Annotated in this window: 15 protein-coding genes and 1 pseudogene; 13 read left to right on the top strand and 3 right to left on the bottom strand. The window is 59.7% G+C overall.

Annotated features, from left to right (window positions below):
- Positions 1 to 704 precede the first annotated feature (704 nt).
- The 3 genes and pseudogenes from hemA to O7A61_RS00910 form a co-directional block, all read right to left on the bottom strand.
- Complete coding sequence (hemA, locus tag O7A61_RS00920) at positions 705 to 1,919, bottom strand: 5-aminolevulinate synthase (RefSeq protein WP_337128006.1); 1,215 nt, start codon at positions 1,917 to 1,919, stop codon at positions 705 to 707.
- A 137-nt stretch (positions 1,920 to 2,056) separates the two neighbouring features.
- Entirely contained in the window at positions 2,057 to 2,623 is a 567-nt protein-coding gene (locus O7A61_RS00915) for a hypothetical protein (RefSeq protein WP_337128005.1), read from the bottom strand.
- Between the two features lie 175 nt (positions 2,624 to 2,798).
- Positions 2,799 to 3,121 (bottom strand): annotated as a pseudogene (locus O7A61_RS00910) (HEPN domain-containing protein); the annotation flags it as partial.
- Positions 3,122 to 3,760: 639 nt separating this feature from the next.
- Here O7A61_RS00910 and O7A61_RS00905 point away from each other — a divergent pair.
- The 13 genes from O7A61_RS00905 to cyoD all read left to right on the top strand — a co-directional run bounded on the left by O7A61_RS00905 (position 3,761) and on the right by cyoD (position 16,812).
- A complete protein-coding gene (locus O7A61_RS00905; RefSeq protein ID WP_337128004.1) occupies positions 3,761 to 4,657 on the top strand; it encodes an HpcH/HpaI aldolase/citrate lyase family protein in 897 nt (298 codons plus the stop codon).
- Positions 4,651 to 5,598 (top strand): AEC family transporter, encoded by a 948-nt coding sequence (locus O7A61_RS00900; RefSeq protein WP_337092126.1) that lies wholly within the window; start codon positions 4,651 to 4,653, stop codon positions 5,596 to 5,598. The genes O7A61_RS00905 and O7A61_RS00900 overlap by 7 nt, the downstream gene beginning before the upstream one ends.
- Before the next feature lie 15 nt (positions 5,599 to 5,613).
- Positions 5,614 to 6,660, top strand: coding sequence for a [citrate (pro-3S)-lyase] ligase (citC, locus tag O7A61_RS00895; RefSeq protein WP_337128003.1), 1,047 nt, complete (start codon positions 5,614 to 5,616; stop codon positions 6,658 to 6,660).
- A 17-nt stretch (positions 6,661 to 6,677) separates the two neighbouring features.
- A complete protein-coding gene (citD, locus tag O7A61_RS00890; protein WP_337092129.1) occupies positions 6,678 to 6,968 on the top strand; it encodes a citrate lyase acyl carrier protein in 291 nt (96 codons plus the stop codon).
- Positions 6,965 to 7,831, top strand: a complete 867-nt coding sequence (locus O7A61_RS00885; RefSeq protein WP_337128002.1) for an aldolase/citrate lyase family protein — start codon at positions 6,965 to 6,967, stop codon at positions 7,829 to 7,831. Before citD ends, O7A61_RS00885 begins: the two co-directional genes overlap by 4 nt.
- A gap of 29 nt (positions 7,832 to 7,860) precedes the next feature.
- Positions 7,861 to 9,381, top strand: a complete 1,521-nt coding sequence (gene citF, locus O7A61_RS00880) for a citrate lyase subunit alpha (RefSeq protein ID WP_337128001.1) — start codon at positions 7,861 to 7,863, stop codon at positions 9,379 to 9,381.
- Between the two features lie 2 nt (positions 9,382 to 9,383).
- Positions 9,384 to 9,935: a citrate lyase holo-[acyl-carrier protein] synthase gene (gene citX / locus O7A61_RS00875; protein ID WP_337128000.1), complete on the top strand. Its 552-nt coding sequence runs from the start codon at positions 9,384 to 9,386 to the stop codon at positions 9,933 to 9,935.
- Positions 9,907 to 10,836 (top strand): triphosphoribosyl-dephospho-CoA synthase CitG, encoded by a 930-nt coding sequence (gene citG / locus O7A61_RS00870; protein WP_337127999.1) that lies wholly within the window; start codon positions 9,907 to 9,909, stop codon positions 10,834 to 10,836. Before citX ends, citG begins: the two co-directional genes overlap by 29 nt.
- 295 nt (positions 10,837 to 11,131) lie before the next feature.
- Entirely contained in the window at positions 11,132 to 12,865 is a 1,734-nt protein-coding gene (poxB, locus tag O7A61_RS00865) for a ubiquinone-dependent pyruvate dehydrogenase (protein ID WP_337127998.1), read from the top strand.
- An 89-nt stretch (positions 12,866 to 12,954) separates the two neighbouring features.
- Positions 12,955 to 13,806, top strand: a complete 852-nt coding sequence (cyoA, locus tag O7A61_RS00860) for a ubiquinol oxidase subunit II (RefSeq protein WP_337127997.1) — start codon at positions 12,955 to 12,957, stop codon at positions 13,804 to 13,806.
- Positions 13,803 to 15,791, top strand: a complete 1,989-nt coding sequence (gene cyoB / locus O7A61_RS00855) for a cytochrome o ubiquinol oxidase subunit I (RefSeq protein WP_337127996.1) — start codon at positions 13,803 to 13,805, stop codon at positions 15,789 to 15,791. Before cyoA ends, cyoB begins: the two co-directional genes overlap by 4 nt.
- Positions 15,788 to 16,420, top strand: coding sequence for a cytochrome (ubi)quinol oxidase subunit III (locus tag O7A61_RS00850; RefSeq protein ID WP_337127995.1), 633 nt, complete (start codon positions 15,788 to 15,790; stop codon positions 16,418 to 16,420). The genes cyoB and O7A61_RS00850 overlap by 4 nt, the downstream gene beginning before the upstream one ends.
- Positions 16,417 to 16,812, top strand: coding sequence for a cytochrome o ubiquinol oxidase subunit IV (gene cyoD / locus O7A61_RS00845; protein ID WP_337127994.1), 396 nt, complete (start codon positions 16,417 to 16,419; stop codon positions 16,810 to 16,812). The genes O7A61_RS00850 and cyoD overlap by 4 nt, the downstream gene beginning before the upstream one ends.
- The last annotated feature ends 159 nt before the right edge of the window (positions 16,813 to 16,971 follow it).

The following is a 16,971-nucleotide window of genomic DNA, read 5'->3' as shown; positions in this document are numbered from 1 at the left end:
GTTACAAATCGGCCAACACAATGGCGGTTACCTTTCACCGCTTGCATTCTTTGGTGCTGCTGCCCCGTCTAGCACCAATAGGGCCATCATTGATGTAGCTGCCACCCTGCTGCGGTATAGCGCGGTCATCCAAAATCCAAAAAAGTCTCCAGGCCTTTCGCACCAAACCCCTGACGATCGCCTCTGGCTCGCGCAGCAACTCATCATCGCTTACCCGGAGCATAATCACACCAGGAAATGCGGCATGAGAGAGAGTTATCCTGAACTCGCAATTCTTACGTCGAAGTTGGAAGCTTCCTGGCCACGTTTGCTTAAGGCCGACGGAAAGCAGGCCGCGTGGAGAGAGCACAGGATATTCTAAGATCATTTCGGGAGACCTTCGGACTCTTGCAGATATCCAAAACTTACCTCCCTGCTCGTCAGCCGCTCAATTGTACCCAAGTGGACGACAATAAGGTCTCGGTTTGTCGAATTTGACGCTTACGTATGATTCTCGGTTCTTGACACGCCGGCCAACGCAGTTCCTGGTCGCAAGGCCGATACCGAACCGGACGATTGCAGGATGGCAAAATGCGCCATTAGGGGCTACCATTGAGGAGTCCTGGCATACGGAGTCACGGCTCCCTCGCCACGCCTGTAAACGCTTGAGGCTCCACACTAGAGCCGTTGCACCGTGACGTCCTTGAATTCTGCAGTCGCAGCCGTCAGGCGACGGCCCGCGCCAATGCACATCGCGACCAGAGGTCGGAGAGTGCGCCGACCAGATGGTCAATATCGGCGTCGGTGTGCAGGGGCGACGGCGTGATCCGAAGCCGCTCGCTTTTCCTCGGCACCGTGGGGTAATTGATCGGCTGGACGTAAATGCGATAGCTATCCAGCATGGTATCGCTGATCCATTTGCATTTCACGGGGTCGCCCACCATCACCGGCACGATGTGGCTGAGGTTCGGCAGATACGGGATCCCGATTCTCTCCAGACGACCGCGCACGCTGGCGACCCGGTCGCGATGCAGCTCACGCTCCGCATTGCTCGCCTTGAGATGACGTACGGCCGCAAGCGCTCCCGCCGCGACATGCGGCGGCAGCGAGGTCGTGAAGATGAGTCCAGAAGCAAAGCTGCGGATGAAGTCGCAGAGCGCGGCCGAGCCTGCGATATAGCCGCCGACCACGCCGAAAGCCTTGCCGAGCGTCCCCTCTATGATGGTAATGCGGTCCATCAGCCCCTCACGTTCGGCTAAACCGCCACCGCGCGGCCCATACATGCCGACCGCGTGCACCTCGTCGAGATAGGTCAGGGCGCCATGCTTGTCGGCGACGTCGCATATCTCCTTGATCGGCGCAATGTCGCCATCCATGGAGTAGACGCTCTCGAAGGCGACGATCTTCGGTGCCTCGCGGCCATATTCCGACAATAGCCGGTCGAGGTCCTTCGGGTCGTTATGCCTCCAGATCCGCTTCTCCACCTTCGAATGGCGGATACCCTCAATTATCGAGGCATGGTTCTTCTGGTCGGAAAAGATAACGGCACCCGGAAGGTGAGCGCCCAGCGTGCCGAGCGTGGCCCAGTTCGAGACATAGCCCGAGGTGAACAACAGCGCTGCCTGCTTGCCGTGCAGATCGGCAAGCTCATGCTCGAGCAGCACGTGATAGTGGTTGGTGCCGGAAATGTTGCGCGTGCCGCCCGCGCCCGCGCCGCAACGGTCGAGCGCTTCGTGCATGGCGGCGATCACCGGCGAATGCTGGCCCATGCCCAGATAGTCGTTCGAGCACCAGACCGTCACTTCGCTTCGAGTGCCATTTGCATACCGGATCGCCCGCGGAAAGTCGCCCTTTCTGCGCTCCAGATCAGCAAAGACCCGATAACGTCCCTCGTTGTGAAGGCTATCGAGCTTCGCGGCGAAAAATGCTTCAATATCCATGCATGCTCCTCGGCGCCCGGCCTTAGGCTTGGACTCCGACTTTCTATCGGGTCAGCACGGCGCGACCGCCTAGATAGGGAATCGAAGAGCGTGCCAATGCCGGCCCCACACAGTGGCGTGGTGTCTTGGCGGGGTTCTCAAGAGTCACTATTGCCTAAGTGATGCTTGCGCGCTTTGTCGGTGTTGCGGCGCCTTGCCCAATCTTGCCCTGAATGATTAGGCCGGATCCGGCGACGACAAATGCAACAGGCAACAATGCTGATAAAATCGTCTGTGTCACGCTTCGGGCTTTCTACCGAGGGCCACGCATCGTTTTGGATGTGGCTGCCGACTTGCCCCTGAACATGGTTAGGCCGATCACCGTGTAGAGCAGCATGAGCGGGAACACGAAGAGCCCTCTCCCAGAACATAAAAGCAACGCTCGAATGAGGGGCAGCCGCCTGTTCGATCGTGATCGAGAACGGAATCATGTAGGGCCAAAACGAGATCGCCAACGTGCCGAACGCAGCCACGAATATGAGAGCGACCAGGGGAATGGAAGCGTCTTCACGCTGATAAACGCTGGCGGCGAGTGCGATCGCAGCGAGCGCGCCGGCGGTGGTCTGTTCGGTGCAGGCGAAGGAACATCCCATGGCCGCACAGCGGTCCTGGTTGTCGATGCTCGGCTGAGCATCATGTTGACGAGCAAGCTGAGCTTCACTCACGACCCGGCGGCATTTGCCAGCCAGTGCATTGACGTCGCGAGTCAGGATTTCCTCGTCGTGAAGCGCGGTTCTGGCCTGAACAGGAGGTCAATGACCCTGAGATCAGGTCCATTGTGCATGGCAGATCCATAAACACACGGGCCGCTTAGCGATCGTTGGAATATTGCCAGGGACGTCAGCCGCAAGCGGCTTCCTTCAGCCGCGCCAGACGAGCGCGGCAGATTCTTCAACGAGCTTGTGCAATTCGAAGGTGCGCTCGCCGAGCTAAGCAAGGGCCTCCTCACCGATCGCGTAATGCTTGGAGTACCGCGCTTTGACATAGGCCTGATTCAGTGTGTTGAACCACGCGCGTTAGCGCTGCTGGTCGCCTGGCCATACTTCGGAAAGGCGCCGGTCCTGTTCTTCCGCCAAGGCGCGCAGGAAAGACAGTTTGTGTGAAGGTGGGCTGTAATTGGTCAGAACCAGTAGTAGCGTCGCGTAGCAGTGCTCGATCGCTTGCCGCCGCCGCTGTCGGCTCGGCTTGGAATTATATCACCAACTCCGCCATCACCTGGCGCGTCCGGTAATCGCCGGAAACGCAAAGCCGTTATCTGACCGAAATTTAAGTCGCGCAGGTTGCCCTACTGAACGAAGGACGGGCGTCGACATCTCGGACCTGCTCAAGAGCCACGTCGAGACGACAGAGAACGCCGGCGCGTTGGCCCGATTGGTTTCGGCTTTTGAACGGCCCTCCGGACCGACGCCGGGGAACGAAAAGAGACTAGAGGAGGATGATCCGATGGGCCAAACCATCAAACGTGACGCACTGCTTACCCGCCGGCTCGAACTTGTCGGGCAGTTTTCGGGGATCGTCTTCGACTAATACCGCAAAGGCACACCACTCACGGCAAGGCGGCGCAAGTCATCCCAGGCCCCAGCGGGTAGCTTTCTCTCGTCCGAACGAACTCACTTTGGAAGCGACCGTAGCATGGGAGCCTCCATTTGCGGAATGGTGACGATATGACAGCGGTTAACGAGTCGAATTCTGCAACTGAAAAAGGGGTCGAGAGGACCAGGGTAAGCTGGAGCGATAGTACATCCCGGAGCAACGGGCCAGCGAGCACTGGTACAGAGCAAAGTGCGCCGCACGATCCTAACATGCTCCAAACCCCCGAGCTTAATTCGTTTAACACCAGGCTCCGTGCATGCCGCAGCTTTCTGCTCACACCTGCCTCGCGCCCCGATCTCTTCTCGGTGGCTGGTCGTGCTAGCGGCGATGCTCTCATCCTCGATCTCGAGTCCACCGTCGCCCCCGTGGACAAGCAGCGGGCGCGTGAGGCTGCGCTGGCGTTCTTGCGCCAGCCAATCGACACGGACTTTGTGCGCATTCTACGCATCAACAGTCCACGCTCGGCGGAAGGACTTCGTGACCTGCTCGCCCTCCACGAAGGAGGAAGCTGTCCGGACGCAATCATCATCCCAAAATGCCGGTCCGCGGATGAAGTCCGGATGGTGGCGGACATACTGGACCGCTCGCAATCCACTATCGGCATCATCCCGATGGTCGAACTTGCACGAGCAGTCTTCGTTGCCAATCTGATGGCAGAAGCCCATAGACGAGTCTGCGGGCTCTTCCTCGGCGGCGGCGACCTGGCGGCCGACCTGGGAGCCGAAGGTTCTTGGGAAAACCTGCTGTTTGCACGATCTCAGGCGGTGGCGGCCGCAGCCACAACCGGGATCGCCGCGATCGACGCGCCGTACTTCAAGCGCGACAATGAGGGCCTTCACCGCGACGCGGTAGCGAGTCGCAGGCTCGGCATGACTGGCAAGGCAGCTCTGCATTCAGAGCAGCTGGCCGCGATTGACGCCGTCTTCACACCACCACCGGACGCCGTAGCCAATGCTCGTTCGGTCATCGCCGCTAGCACGGCGGCCGGTACTGACTTGCCCGTCTTGAACGGTCACGTCGTGGAACCGGCAATGATCCGAGAGGCGATGCGGGTCCTGACTATCACAGACCGACTGCGCAGCAGCTCAGGTGCGCCGGCATGTTAAACACCATCGCCGTGACGCTTGTGCCCGTAGCCTTTGTAATCTTTCTCGGATATCGCGCGGCGCGCCTGAAGTTCTTCGGAGGCACCGACCGGGCAATGCTGACCCGGCTCGTGCTGACCTGGCTCCTGCCGCCTCTGCTTCTGGCCGGAATCTTACAGACGCCCCGCTCAGACCTCATGGACTACAGGATACCCTTGCTGTTCGTGGTGGGGCTTACGGTTCCCTACCTCGCCATCCTGCTCGGCAGCCTGTTTGTCCTTCGCTACGACTTGCGCACGTCGACACTGAGGGCGAGCCTTCTCGCCTTCCCCGATATGGTATTCATGGGCGTTCCGGTCCTCGGGCAGTTATTCGGCCCTTCAAGCCTCTACCCAATTCTCATCGCGAACCTGGTCCCATCGCTGATCATCGTTCCGCTTACCACCGTGCTCCTCGAAATTGGCTCCAACAGCGGCAAGAGCGCGGGGGCTCGTAGATTCTTCATCACGCTGGTGAAAGCGATACGTGAGCCGAGAGTCTGGGTCCCATTCATCGGCATCGTGCTGATGCTCCTTGACTTGCACATCCCCGCATTCGCCATCGACTCGCTTAAACTCATAGGCAATTCCACAACGGGGATTTCTCTTTTTCTTGCCGGGCTCATCATCGCCGAGGAAAAGGTGGAGCTAACAAAGGCAGTGGCCATCGACTGCCTGGTCAAGAACCTCGTTCATCCTGTCGCGATGTTCGCGGCCGTCCTGGCATTGGGGATTACCGGCGTCGTCGCGCGGGAGGCAATCCTGCTCGCGGCACTCCCCTCGGCGGTCATCACAACCATGTTCGCCGAAGAGCACCATGTTCTCGAGTCAGAATCCTCCACCACCATTCTTGCAACGAGGGTGCTCGCCTTCGCAACGATCCCGCTCATGATCGTAGCGACACAACATCTGATGATATCGTGAGAGGGGGGGTCAGCTATGAACGCCCCAGGTGATCTCTATCATTTTCATAGTGTGCGGCCGGACGAGGCGCCGCACGAGATGGAGGATGTAAAGCGGCTCCTGGCTGCCAATAATCTGGAGCTGGACAGCCAAATCGAGATTTTCGTTGTCTGCCGACACCAAGGGACCGTCGTCGCCTGCGCGGGTCTTGACCACTGCACAATAAAGTGTGTCGCTGTCGCCGAGCATCTACGCGGTGAGGCGCTCAGCCTGCGGCTGGGCAGCGAAGTCGTCAGCCTGGCGGCAGAGAGAGGGCAATTCCACCTCTTCCTCTACTCCCCACCGCATAACCAAACCTTATTCCGCGGCTGGGGCTTCTACCCCCTGGTCGAGGTTCCCCGGCAGATCGTGCTGATGGAGAATAGTACGGTCGCAATTCAAAGATATTGCGACAGGCTGCGTGAGCAACGCCGGCCGGGCGTCACGATCGGCGGCATCGTCCTGAACGCGAACCCGTTCACGCTTGGCCATCGCTATCTGGTTGAGCAGGCGGCGGCCGCTTGCGACTGGATCCATCTCTTCCTCGTCAGGGAAGATGCATCGTCAATCTCCTATGCCGATCGCTTCGCCCTCGTTGCGGCGGGCGTAAAGGATATCGACAACCTGACGCTGCATCAGGGCTCCGACTACATAATCTCGCGCGCCACCTTCCCGGGCTACTTTCTGAAGGATAAAGCGCTCGTCGATCATAGCTGGGCCGCTATCGATCTGCTTCTGTTCCGGGAATACATCGCACCGGCCCTTGGCATCACCCACCGCTACGTGGGCACTGAGCCGTTCGACCTGGTCACGAACAGCTACAACACTGAGATGAGACAGTGGCTGCAGCAACCAGCCTCGCCGGCTCCGCCGATCAAGGTGATCGAGGTGCCCAGAGTATCGATCCATGGGACCCCGGTCTCAGCGACCGAGGTCCGAAGATTGCTCGCGCACCGGAATTTCAAGGCTATCGAGGAACTGGTGCCAGCCACAACCATGAAGTTTTTGGAGCAAGACTATCCGCAAGTTGTTCAAGGGGCATGATGAAAGGTCGAAATTCAATGAAGATTGTCAAGGAAGCTATAGCCGGCACGTTGGAATCTAGTGATCTGCTGGTCAAGGTTGCGCCCAGCGATACACGTGAAATCGTGATCAAGAGCGAAGTATTCAAGCAGTTCGGCAAGCAGATCGCGCGTGTCGTTGCCGAGACCCTGGATCAGCTTTCTGTCAAGGCCGGATCCGTGGTGATCGAAGACAAGGGCGCGCTGGATTGTGTCATCCGGGCACGGGTTCAGGCCGCGACGTTGCGTGGCTCCGGGTCCGAGGACCTGGATTGGCGGAGGCTGTCATGAAATTGCGTCGCAGCATGCTCTTCGTCCCCGGCGACAATGCCGCGATGCTGAGCACCTCATTCATCTACAAACCCGATTCGATCATGTTCGATCTCGAAGACGCGGTTTCACCACGTGAGAAGGATTCGGCGCGGTTGCTCGTCTTTCAGGCGCTCCAGCACCCCGTGTATCGGGATATCGAGACCGTCGTGCGCATCAACAGCCTCAGCACGGAGTTCGGCAGGAAGGATCTAGAGGCCGCCATCAGAGGGGGCGCCAACGTGGTGCGGCTACCCAAGACAGAAAGCCCAGAGGCGATCCATGAGCTCGAGACACACGTGACACGGATCGAAATCGCGTGCGGACGCCCTGTCGGAGACACAAAGCTGATGGCAGCGATCGAATCCGCCTCGGGCGTTGTCAACGCCATGGCGATCGCAAGTGCGTCGCCGCGGATGATTGCGATCGCCATGGCCGGGTTCGACTACCTCGTCGACATGCATACGCACCGCAGCGACGACTGGCAGCCCGAGCTGTTCTATGCGCGAGCTGCGGTCCTGCACGCCGCGCGAGCGGCGCATATCGACGCCTTCGATGTCGTCTATGGCAATGTGAACGATGACGAGGGGTTCAAGCGCGAGGTCAAAATCGCCAAGCAGCTCGGCTTCAACGGAAAATCGCTGATTCACCCGAAGCAAGTTTACCTTCTTCATAGAGCATACGCGCCGACGCAGGACGAAGTCGATCACGCCAGACGCGTGATTGCAGCGGCAGAGGAAGCGCTCCGCAAAGGAATGGGGGTCGTCTCACTCGATGGCAAGATGATTGACCCACCAGTGCTCAAAGAGGCTGAAATGACATTGCAGCTTGCCGAAGCGGCCTGAAACAAACACTTCGATTGAGGACGACACTTATGACCAGTTCGCTCACGCCACTGCAATCGCCGGATTCCGTACTTGGCCAGTCGCAGCCTTTCACGGGAGCGACGGCCCAGACCCCTTATCTCGATGCCGTCGATACGAAATTGCACCGCAAACTTTGCCGATCGCTTGAGGAAGCCATCGAGCGATCGGGGCTCAAGGATGGGATGACCATCTCATTCCATCACGCCTTTCGAGAGGGCGACAAAGTCGTCAACAGGGTCGTCGACACTCTGGCGCGGCTCGGCTTCAAGAACCTTACGCTCGCGTCGAGCTCCCTGCTCGGCTGCCACGATCCTCTCGTCGACCACGTCAAGAGCGGTGTCATCACTGAAATCTATACTTCGGGCATGCGCGGCAAGCTCGCAGAAGCCATTTCGAACGGCCTGATGGCGCGGCCCGTACAGGTCCACTCGCATGGCGGCCGTGTCCACTTGCTGCAGACGGGAGAGTTGCAAATCGACGTGGCTTTCCTGGCAGTAGCCTGTTGCGACGAGTTCGGAAACGCCAATGGAACTCATGGCAGGCTGAATTGCGGTTCGCTTGGCTACGCGAAGGTCGATGCGCAATTCGCTCGCCAGGTCGTAGTGTTGACAGAAGAAGTGGTCGACTTCCCGAACCACCCGGCCAGCATTTCGCAGGATCGCGTCGACTGGATCGTCAAGCTCGACGAAGTCGGTGACCCGTCGAAGATCAGCGCAGGCGCCGCGCGGGTCACGAACAATGCACGCGAATTGCTGATTGCCCGGCATGCAACGGACGTGATCGAGCACTCGGGTTATTTCGTTGATGGCTTCTCAATGCAAACCGGTTCGGGAGCGGCGGCCACCGCTGCTACCCGGTTCCTGGAGGAGCGCATGACGCGCAGGGGAATCAAAGCAAGCTTCGCGTTGGGCGGCGTTACTGGTGGCATTGCGGATCTGCACAAGAAGGGTCTGATCAAGACGGTCGTCGATGTGCAGTCATTCGACCAGGATGCCGCGGAGTCGCTGCGTACCTCAAGCGGACATCTGGAGATCTCGGCAAACGAATATGCGAATCCCACCTCCAAGGCGGCATACGTCGATCGCGTGAACATAGTGATTTTAAGTGCTTTGGAGATCGATCTTGATTTCAACGTCAACGTGATCACCGGTTCCGACGGCGTCATGCGAGGCGCATCTGGCGGGCATTGCGACGTGGCAGCGGCGGCCGACTTGACCATCATTGTGGCCCCTTTGGTGCGCAGCCGGATTCCCACAGTTGTTCGACGCGTCACGACAAGGCTGACCCCTGGCGAATCGGTCGATGTTGTCGTGACGGATCAGGGCATCGCGGTAAACCGGAACCGCCCCGAAGTCGAACAGCGCCTCCGCGAAGCCCGGTTGCCGGTCATGACAATCGAAGAGTTGCACCAGCGGGCAGTGACACTGACCGGAGAGCCCGAACCGCTCGAATTCACCGACCGCATCGTCGGCGTAGTCCGTTATCGCGACGGCAGCGTCATCGATGTCGTGCGGCAGGTGAAGGGCTGATCATGGATTCCCATGCCGAAATGATCGGTGAGACCAGTATCGGCCTCGAGCAGATGCTGGTCGCAAGGGAGCAGCGGGTTGCGCGCCAAGCCGTTGCTCTCGCGCGATTCGGCAGACCGTTAATTTCAGTGACGCTCGTGATCCCCGGTCCGATCAAGGATGGCCAACTACCGCGACGTTTGATGGCCCAAGGGCTTCGAGAATTGGATGACGTCGCGTTCAGGCGGGGCTGGAGCGTCCTGTCGCACGAAGCCTTGTGGCAGGAGACCGGCCCGGAGGCGCTCTACGTCATTGACACGGACGCATGGACCCTCAAATCGGCTGCCATCGAGCTTGAAGACCGTCACCCCATCGGGCGCCTGTGGGATTTGGATGTCATCGCTCCCGGGACGGGCTCACTATCCCGCCGAAGCCTCGGCTTTCCTCCGCGCCCCTGCCTCGTCTGCCCACAGCCGGCGCACGTCTGCAGCCGCTCGCGCAGGCACCCGCTGGAAGAGCTGTTGAGCACGTTGAGAAAGATCGTCCATGAATATGATCTACGGACAGCCATATAGCAGGCCGTGGCGCGCTTCGCAGGACAAAGCGCAACAGACAATTGGCGCTGCCGCGATTGCGGACTATGTCAACAAGGCATTGCTCACAGAGGTGATGCTCACCCCCAAGCCCGGGCTGGTTGACGCGCGCAATTGCGGCGCTCACTACGACATGGACATAAATACGTTCCTGGCGAGTGCGCGGGCTATTGCTCCCTGGTGGCCGCGCTTCCTGGAGATGGGCCATGAATCCGCTGGAATCGCTGCTTGTCTCTCGCTGCCGCTGGTGCGGCCCATCGGACTCCAGTGCGAACAAGCGATGCTGCAGGCGACACACGGCATTAACACGCATAAGGGCGCCATATTTTCCTTCGGCTTGCTCTGTTTCGCCGCCGGTCGGCTTTTGACGAATGGGTTCGATTTGACTCGAGAGAGCATGTGCGCCGAGGTGGCAGGCATTTGCTCCGGACTCGTTGATCGGGAGCTTAAGGGCACACTGGAGGCGGGTACGGCGGGTGAAAGGGCGTTCCGTCGCTTCGGCTTCCCCGGTGCCAGAGGAGAGGCAGCGTCTGGTTTCGCGACAGTGCGCACGACGGCGTTGCCAGTGTACGACGGCTTACGGTTCGACGGCGTAAGCGAAGAAGTGGCGCTCCTACAGGCGCTATTACATCTGTTGGCCGTCAACGACGATACCAACCTCGTTTCCCGAGGCGGTCTTGCTGGCCTTGGCTACGTCCGCACATACGCCACAAAGCTTCTGCAGGCGGGCGGCGCCTTGGCACCGGATGGTGCTGCGAAAATGGTAGCCTTCGATGACGCGCTGATCAGGCGCCATCTCAGCCCAGGAGGGACCGCAGATCTGCTAGGCCTCACATGGTTCATCGCGCAGTTTCCCGCTGTTAACGAAGACGCGCGGATCTGACTCGCTCTCGAGATCCTGCGTCTGACACCATCGAGATAACTGCATGCGCGGCGGGGCTTGGTCTCGACCCATTTAGCATTGAATTGAAGATGCTGCAGGGGGCAAGGCGCGTCCTGGCTAGCTTGTTTCAGTTAGCGCAACATCGTCACAGGCGCGGCAAGAACGACGAAGCCAGCGGGTCATCGCATCCACTAATGTTGGGCCCTCGCCGATCGACAATAGGAGATCCGGCACTGAGACGGCAGCAGGCTGGAGCCGCTGCTACGGCCGGAACGCGTCAGGTAAGGAAATCCAAATGGCAAAAACGGTGGCGGATCAGTTCGCGGAAATCCTCGCCGCCGCGGGTGTCAGGCGCATCTACGGCATCGTCGGGGACAGCCTGAACGGTCTGACCGACGCCATCCGACAACAAGGCAAGATCGAGTGGATCCACGTCCGGCACGAAGAAGTTGCTGCCTTTGCCGCCGGCGCCGAGGCGCATCTGACCGGCGAGCTCGCAGTGTGTGCGGGAAGCTGCGGACCCGGCAACCTGCACCTCATCAATGGTCTGTTCGATTGTCACCGCTCGCGCGTCCCCGTTTTGGGGATTGCCGCCCAGATCCCCTCGGGCGAAATCGGCAGCGGCTATTTTCAGGAGACCCGTCCACAGGTGCTCTTCCAGGAATGCAGCCACTATTGCGAGTTGGTCTCCGGGCCCAACCAAATGCCACGGGCTCTCGAGATCGCCATCCGCCAGGCCGTCGGCAAGCGAGGCGTTTCGGTGCTCGTTTTACCCGGCGACATCGCGCTGCAGCCCGCTGCCGACGCGCCGGTCAAACTAGGCGGGTTGCTCCCATCCGCGCCGATGGTAATGCCGTCGCCGAACGACCTCGATCGTTTGGCAGCGCTCCTCAACGGTGATGGCCGTGTGACGATCTTATGTGGCTCGGGATGTCAGGGCGCCCACGACGAGTTGCTGGCGCTTGGCGAGCGCCTCAAGGCGCCAATGGTTCATGCGCTCCGCGGCAAGGAGCATGTCGAGTGGGACAATCCCTACGATGTCGGCATGACCGGGTTGATCGGCTTCTCCTCCGGCTACCATGCAATGCGCGCCTGTGACGTGCTGCTCATGCTGGGGACCGATTTCCCCTACCGCCAATTCTACCCGGAAGGTGGTGGCGCCCGCATTGCTCAGGTCGATCTGCGGGCAGAGAACATCGGCCGTCGCGCTGCAGTCGACCTCGGCGTTGTGGGAGACGTCCGTACCACCATCACCGCTTTGCTGCCGCTGCTGACGGAGAAACGCGACGATACGCACCTTACCCAGGCACGGCAGCACTACGTCAGGACGCGCAAGGCACTCGACGGTCTCGCGATCGGCACGCCCGGAAAGCGGCTCATTCATCCGCAGCAGATCGCTCAGGCGATCAGCGACCAGGCCAGTAAGGACGCTGTCTTTACCTGTGACGTCGGTCTGCCGACGGTGTGGGCCGCGCGTTACCTCACCATGAACGGAAAGCGGCGGCTGCTCGGCTCTTTCTGGCATGGCTCGATGGCGAATGCGATGGCGCAGGGGATCGGTGCCCAGGCCGCATTTCCCGATCGGCAGGTGATCTCGCTGTCCGGCGACGGTGGCTTCGCTATGTTGATGGGCGATTTTCTGACGCTGGCGCAGCATCGCCTTCCCGTGAAGGTGGTGGTGTTCAACAACGGCGCGTTGGGCTTTATCGAACTCGAGCAAAAATCTACCGGCTTCCTCGATTTCGGCACAGAGCTGAAGAATCCGAACTTCGCCGCAATGGCCGAAGCTGTCGGCATCCGGGGCATCAGGCTCGAGGATCCGGCGGAGGTGGACGACGGAATCGCGGATGCCCTCGCCCATGACGGGCCGGTTCTGATCGATGCTGTGGTCAACCGGACCGAGCTCGCAATACCGCCTTCCATCACCATGGAGATGGCGAAAGGGTTCACCCTCTACATGGTTAAGGCTGTGATTAGCGGCCGAGGCGACGAGGTCATCGACCTCGCAAAGACCAACGTATTGCGCTGAGATCAGTGATGGAGATTAGGACCAGCCTCTGCTCCCGGCTTCGGCTGACCTCATGGGTTTGTCAGCGAGACCGCGTATCGGTTATTGTTTTGATCGGTGCCTCGACACTCAGTGGCTGTGCTGAGGGCGTGCTCGATCCAAAAGGACCGATCGCCTCCGGTGAGCGGCAAATTCTGTTTAACTCGCTCGGCATCATGCTTGCCATCGTGATCCCGACGATCTTGGCCACGCTCGGCGTTGCGTTCTGGTTTCGCCACTCGAATACGCGAGCCCGCTACCTGCCGGATTTCACATATTCCGGTCGTCTCGAGATGCTGGTTTGGTCGATTCCAGCCATGACGGTGCTGCTGGTTGGCGGAGTCGCCTGGATCGGCTCACACGATCTCGACCCGCGCAAGCCAATTGCCGACACGATAAAACCCGTCACTATTCAGGTCGTCTCGCTCGACTGGAAATGGCTGTTCATCTACCCTGACCAAGGCATTGCTAGCGTCAATCAGCTGACAATTCCGGTCGGCACGCCGCTCAGCTTTGAGCTGACCTCGTCAGGCGTCATGAACAGCTTCTTCGTACCGCAGCTGGGCGGCCAGATCTACACGATGGCAGGGATGACGACGCGTCTTCACCTCCAGGCTGACCGTCCTGGAATGTACCGAGGACTGTCGGCCCAGTTCAGCGGCGATGGTTTTGCCGATATGCGCTTCAACGTTGAGGCGGTGCCTGCCGAAAACTTTGAGCAATGGGTGACCGCAACTCGCAATACTGGTCCGGTGCTCGACACAGAGGCTTATGCCGGTCTCGCCAAGCCCAGCATAGCGGTTGCGCCTTTCAGCTATCGCGAGGTCGCTCCCAATCTGTTCAAAAGCATCTTGAGCACCAGACTACAGCCGGATGATCCATCGGATCTCTCCCAGGCGGTTGAACAAAGGGCGCAAAAATGAATCTTCTTGGCAAGCTCAGCTGGGATGCGATCCCGTTCGACCAGCCGATCGTCATGGGCGCGTCGGCGGTCATGGGCTTAGCCGTGCTGGTCGTCCTCTCCTGGGTCACGTTGAAGGGGCATTGGCCTTACCTGTGGCGTGAGTGGATCACATCCGTTGACCACAAGCGTATCGGAGTCATGTACTTCCTGTTGGCGCTGGTCATGCTGCTCCGCGGATTCTCCGATGCAATCATGATGCGGGGGCAGCAAGCCGTCGCGGCTGGCGGCGCGCAAGGATATTTGCCGCCGGAGCATTTCGACCAGATCTTCTCGGCGCACGGCACCATAATGATCTTCTTCGTGGCCATGCCGCTCGTAATCGGCCTCATGAACTTTGTCTTGCCACTGCAGCTCGGTGTCCGCGATGTGGCCTTCCCGACGTTGAATTCTGTTAGCTTCTGGTTGACGGCTTCAGGCGTCCTGTTGATCAACATCTCCCTGGTGGTCGGCGAGTTTGCCAAGACAGGGTGGGTCGCTTATCCGCCGCTCAGCGAGCTGCAGTTCTCGCCCGGCGTCGGTGTCGACTACTATCTTTGGGCGCTGCAGATCTCCGGCATCGGCACGTTGCTGACGGGAATAAATTTCGTCACCACAATTCTCAAGATGCGCGCTCCGGGAATGGGTTACATGCGCATGCCGGTTTTCTGCTGGACCTCGCTTGCGGCGAACCTGCTCATTGTCGCAGCATTTCCGGTTCTGACCGCGACCTTCGCGATGCTCCTGCTCGACCGCTATCTCGGCTTTCATTTCTTCACGGTCGATGGGCAGGGCAACTCGATGATGTATGTCAATCTGTTCTGGGTGTGGGGTCACCCGGAGGTCTACATCCTCATCCTGCCGGTGTTCGGCGTCTTTTCGGAAGTTATCGCTACTTTTTCAGGCAAGCCGCTGTTCGGCTACCGTTCGATGGTGGCAGCTACCATGGCGATCTGCGTCCTCTCCTTCCTGGTATGGCTGCATCACTTCTTCACAATGGGCGCCAGCGCAGACGTCAACGGCTTCTTCGGGGTCATGACCATGATCATCGCGGTGCCGACGGGCGTCAAAATCTTCAACTGGCTGTTCACTATGTGGGGCGGGCGCATCCGGTTCACGGTGCCTGTGCTGTGGACTATCGGTTTCATGGTGACGTTCGTCATCGGCGGGATGACCGGCGTTTTGATGGCCGTGCCCCCCGCCGATTTTCAGCTGCACAACAGCCTCTTCCTCGTCGCGCATTTCCACAACGTGATCATTGGCGGCACCGTATTCGGGGCGATGGCAGGCTACAATTATTGGTTCCCGAAGGCGTTCGGCTTCAAGCTCGACGAACGCTGGGGCAAGGCCTCGTTCTGGTGCTGGCTGGTGGGGTTTTATATCGCATTCATGCCGCTTTATGCGTTGGGGCTGATGGGCATGACCCGGCGCATGCAACATTACGACGATCTGAACTGGCAACCCTGGCTGTTGCTGGCGGCAGCCGGTGCTGTCGTCATTCTGGCGGGCATTGTCTGCCAGATCATCCAGCTCATCGTCTCGATCCACAACCGCGAGCAGCTGCGCGACGCAACGGGCGACCCGTGGAACGGCCGCACGCTCGAATGGTCCACTGCCTCGCCGCCACCGGCCTGGAACTTTGCAATTCTGCCGCATGTCGACGGGGCCGACGCATACTGGGCCCTCAAGGAAGGGAAGCCCGCAAATCAGGATCAACCGGCGCGGCCGCGCAAGTACGAACCGATCGAGATGCCGAAGAACAGCCCGACAGGCTTCGTCACCGCATTCTTTGCTGTCGTCACCGGCTTCGCGTTGATCTGGCACATCTGGTGGATGGTCAGCCTGGGGCTGTTCGGCGCATTCTTGACGGTGCTCCTTTTCGCCTTTCGCAATGACGAGGAAACGGAAGTACCGGCCGAGCAGATTGCGCGGTTTGATCGGACTCACCAGCTGGAGGTTGTGGTATGAACCTCACCGTCGCTGTTGGCGAAGTCGATCGCCCGTCACTGCCGAGCACAAGCCAAGCCGGACCGGCTCCGAAGCGGATCGTCGTTGCCTACGGTTTCTGGATCTTCCTCCTTAGCGACGTCGTGATGTTCGCAGCGCTCTTTGCCGCTTACGCTGTGCTCGCGACCGCCACTGCGGGCGGCCCGACGGGCGCCGAGCTGTTCAATCAAGTCGACGTCGCGATCGAAACCGCTTGCCTTCTTGCCTCGAGCTACACGTGTGGATTGATGTCGATGGCAGTCGGCTCGCGACGCCGCGGGGCCACTTATCTGACTGCAGCGCTCACATTCGCCCTGGGCGCCGCTTTTCTCGTTTTCGAGCTGAGCGAGTTCACCGGTATGATCGCGCGTGGAGCGACCCCGCAACGCAGCGCGTTTCTCTCAGCATTCTTCACCCTTGTCGGCTGTCACGGGCTGCACGTCAGCGCCGGTCTGATCTGGCTGTCTGTGATGATGGCGCAGCTCGCGGTCAAAGGCTTTCGCCCCACGGTGGAGCGCCGGCTGCAGTGCTTCTCCCTGTTCTGGCATGCACTCGACATTATCTGGGTTGGGCTGTTCATTGTCGTCTATTTGATGGGAATCCACTCATGACGGAAATACGCTTCGATCGCGCGCCCGGAGACAGGTCAGTCTTCCCTGAAAAGGAAGAGAAGGCATCGGCCGGCGTGCTCGTCTACACCATTGGATTGATTGTCGCGGCGGTCCTCACGTCCATTTCCTTCTGGGTCGCCAACACCTCGCTGCTCTGGGCACCCGGGATCCCTCTCGGTCTCGCCGTCCTTGGCATCGCTCAAATGGGAGTTCACCTGGTCTTCTTCCTGCACATTACGACGGGGCCGGACAACACGAATAACGTGCTGGCGCTTGCGTTCGGCGTACTCATCGTAATCCTAGTCGTCGCCGGCTCGCTGTGGATCATGGCCAACTTGAACAACAACATGATCCCTCCGCGCGAACTGATGGACTTGCACATGCAACGCTGAACTATCGCATGCTGCGCCGACCAGCTGAGAGCTGCACGCCGCCTATCTGAAAGGCCTCACCCCGGCACACGTTGTCGCCAACACTCACCGAAGCGGAGCGTCTCACATCAGCGATGCCCGGCGGCGGCGACCGCTCACGTCCCCTATTTCGAGAGTAAC

The organism is Mesorhizobium sp. Cs1321R2N1, from assembly GCF_037179725.1.
Lineage (GTDB): Bacteria > Pseudomonadota > Alphaproteobacteria > Rhizobiales > Rhizobiaceae > Mesorhizobium > Mesorhizobium salmacidum.
Note: the sequence above shows the minus strand (reverse complement) of the source record. Positions and strands in the feature narration are given on the sequence as shown.

What these genes read in the sequence shown, in the direction of transcription:
- hemA (WP_337128006.1), bottom strand. Translation starts at nt 1,919, where the DNA reads ATGGATATTGAAGCATTTTTCGCCGCGAAGCTCGATAGCCTTCACAAC.
- O7A61_RS00905 (WP_337128004.1), top strand. Translation starts at nt 3,761, where the DNA reads ATGCTCCAAACCCCCGAGCTTAATTCGTTTAACACCAGGCTCCGTGCA.
- O7A61_RS00900 (WP_337092126.1), top strand. Translation starts at nt 4,651, where the DNA reads ATGTTAAACACCATCGCCGTGACGCTTGTGCCCGTAGCCTTTGTAATC.
- citC (WP_337128003.1), top strand. Translation starts at nt 5,614, where the DNA reads ATGAACGCCCCAGGTGATCTCTATCATTTTCATAGTGTGCGGCCGGAC.
- citD (WP_337092129.1), top strand. Translation starts at nt 6,678, where the DNA reads ATGAAGATTGTCAAGGAAGCTATAGCCGGCACGTTGGAATCTAGTGAT.
- O7A61_RS00885 (WP_337128002.1), top strand. Translation starts at nt 6,965, where the DNA reads ATGAAATTGCGTCGCAGCATGCTCTTCGTCCCCGGCGACAATGCCGCG.
- citF (WP_337128001.1), top strand. Translation starts at nt 7,861, where the DNA reads ATGACCAGTTCGCTCACGCCACTGCAATCGCCGGATTCCGTACTTGGC.
- citX (WP_337128000.1), top strand. Translation starts at nt 9,384, where the DNA reads ATGGATTCCCATGCCGAAATGATCGGTGAGACCAGTATCGGCCTCGAG.
- citG (WP_337127999.1), top strand. Translation starts at nt 9,907, where the DNA reads ATGAATATGATCTACGGACAGCCATATAGCAGGCCGTGGCGCGCTTCG.
- poxB (WP_337127998.1), top strand. Translation starts at nt 11,132, where the DNA reads ATGGCAAAAACGGTGGCGGATCAGTTCGCGGAAATCCTCGCCGCCGCG.
- cyoB (WP_337127996.1), top strand. Translation starts at nt 13,803, where the DNA reads ATGAATCTTCTTGGCAAGCTCAGCTGGGATGCGATCCCGTTCGACCAG.
- O7A61_RS00850 (WP_337127995.1), top strand. Translation starts at nt 15,788, where the DNA reads ATGAACCTCACCGTCGCTGTTGGCGAAGTCGATCGCCCGTCACTGCCG.
- cyoD (WP_337127994.1), top strand. Translation starts at nt 16,417, where the DNA reads ATGACGGAAATACGCTTCGATCGCGCGCCCGGAGACAGGTCAGTCTTC.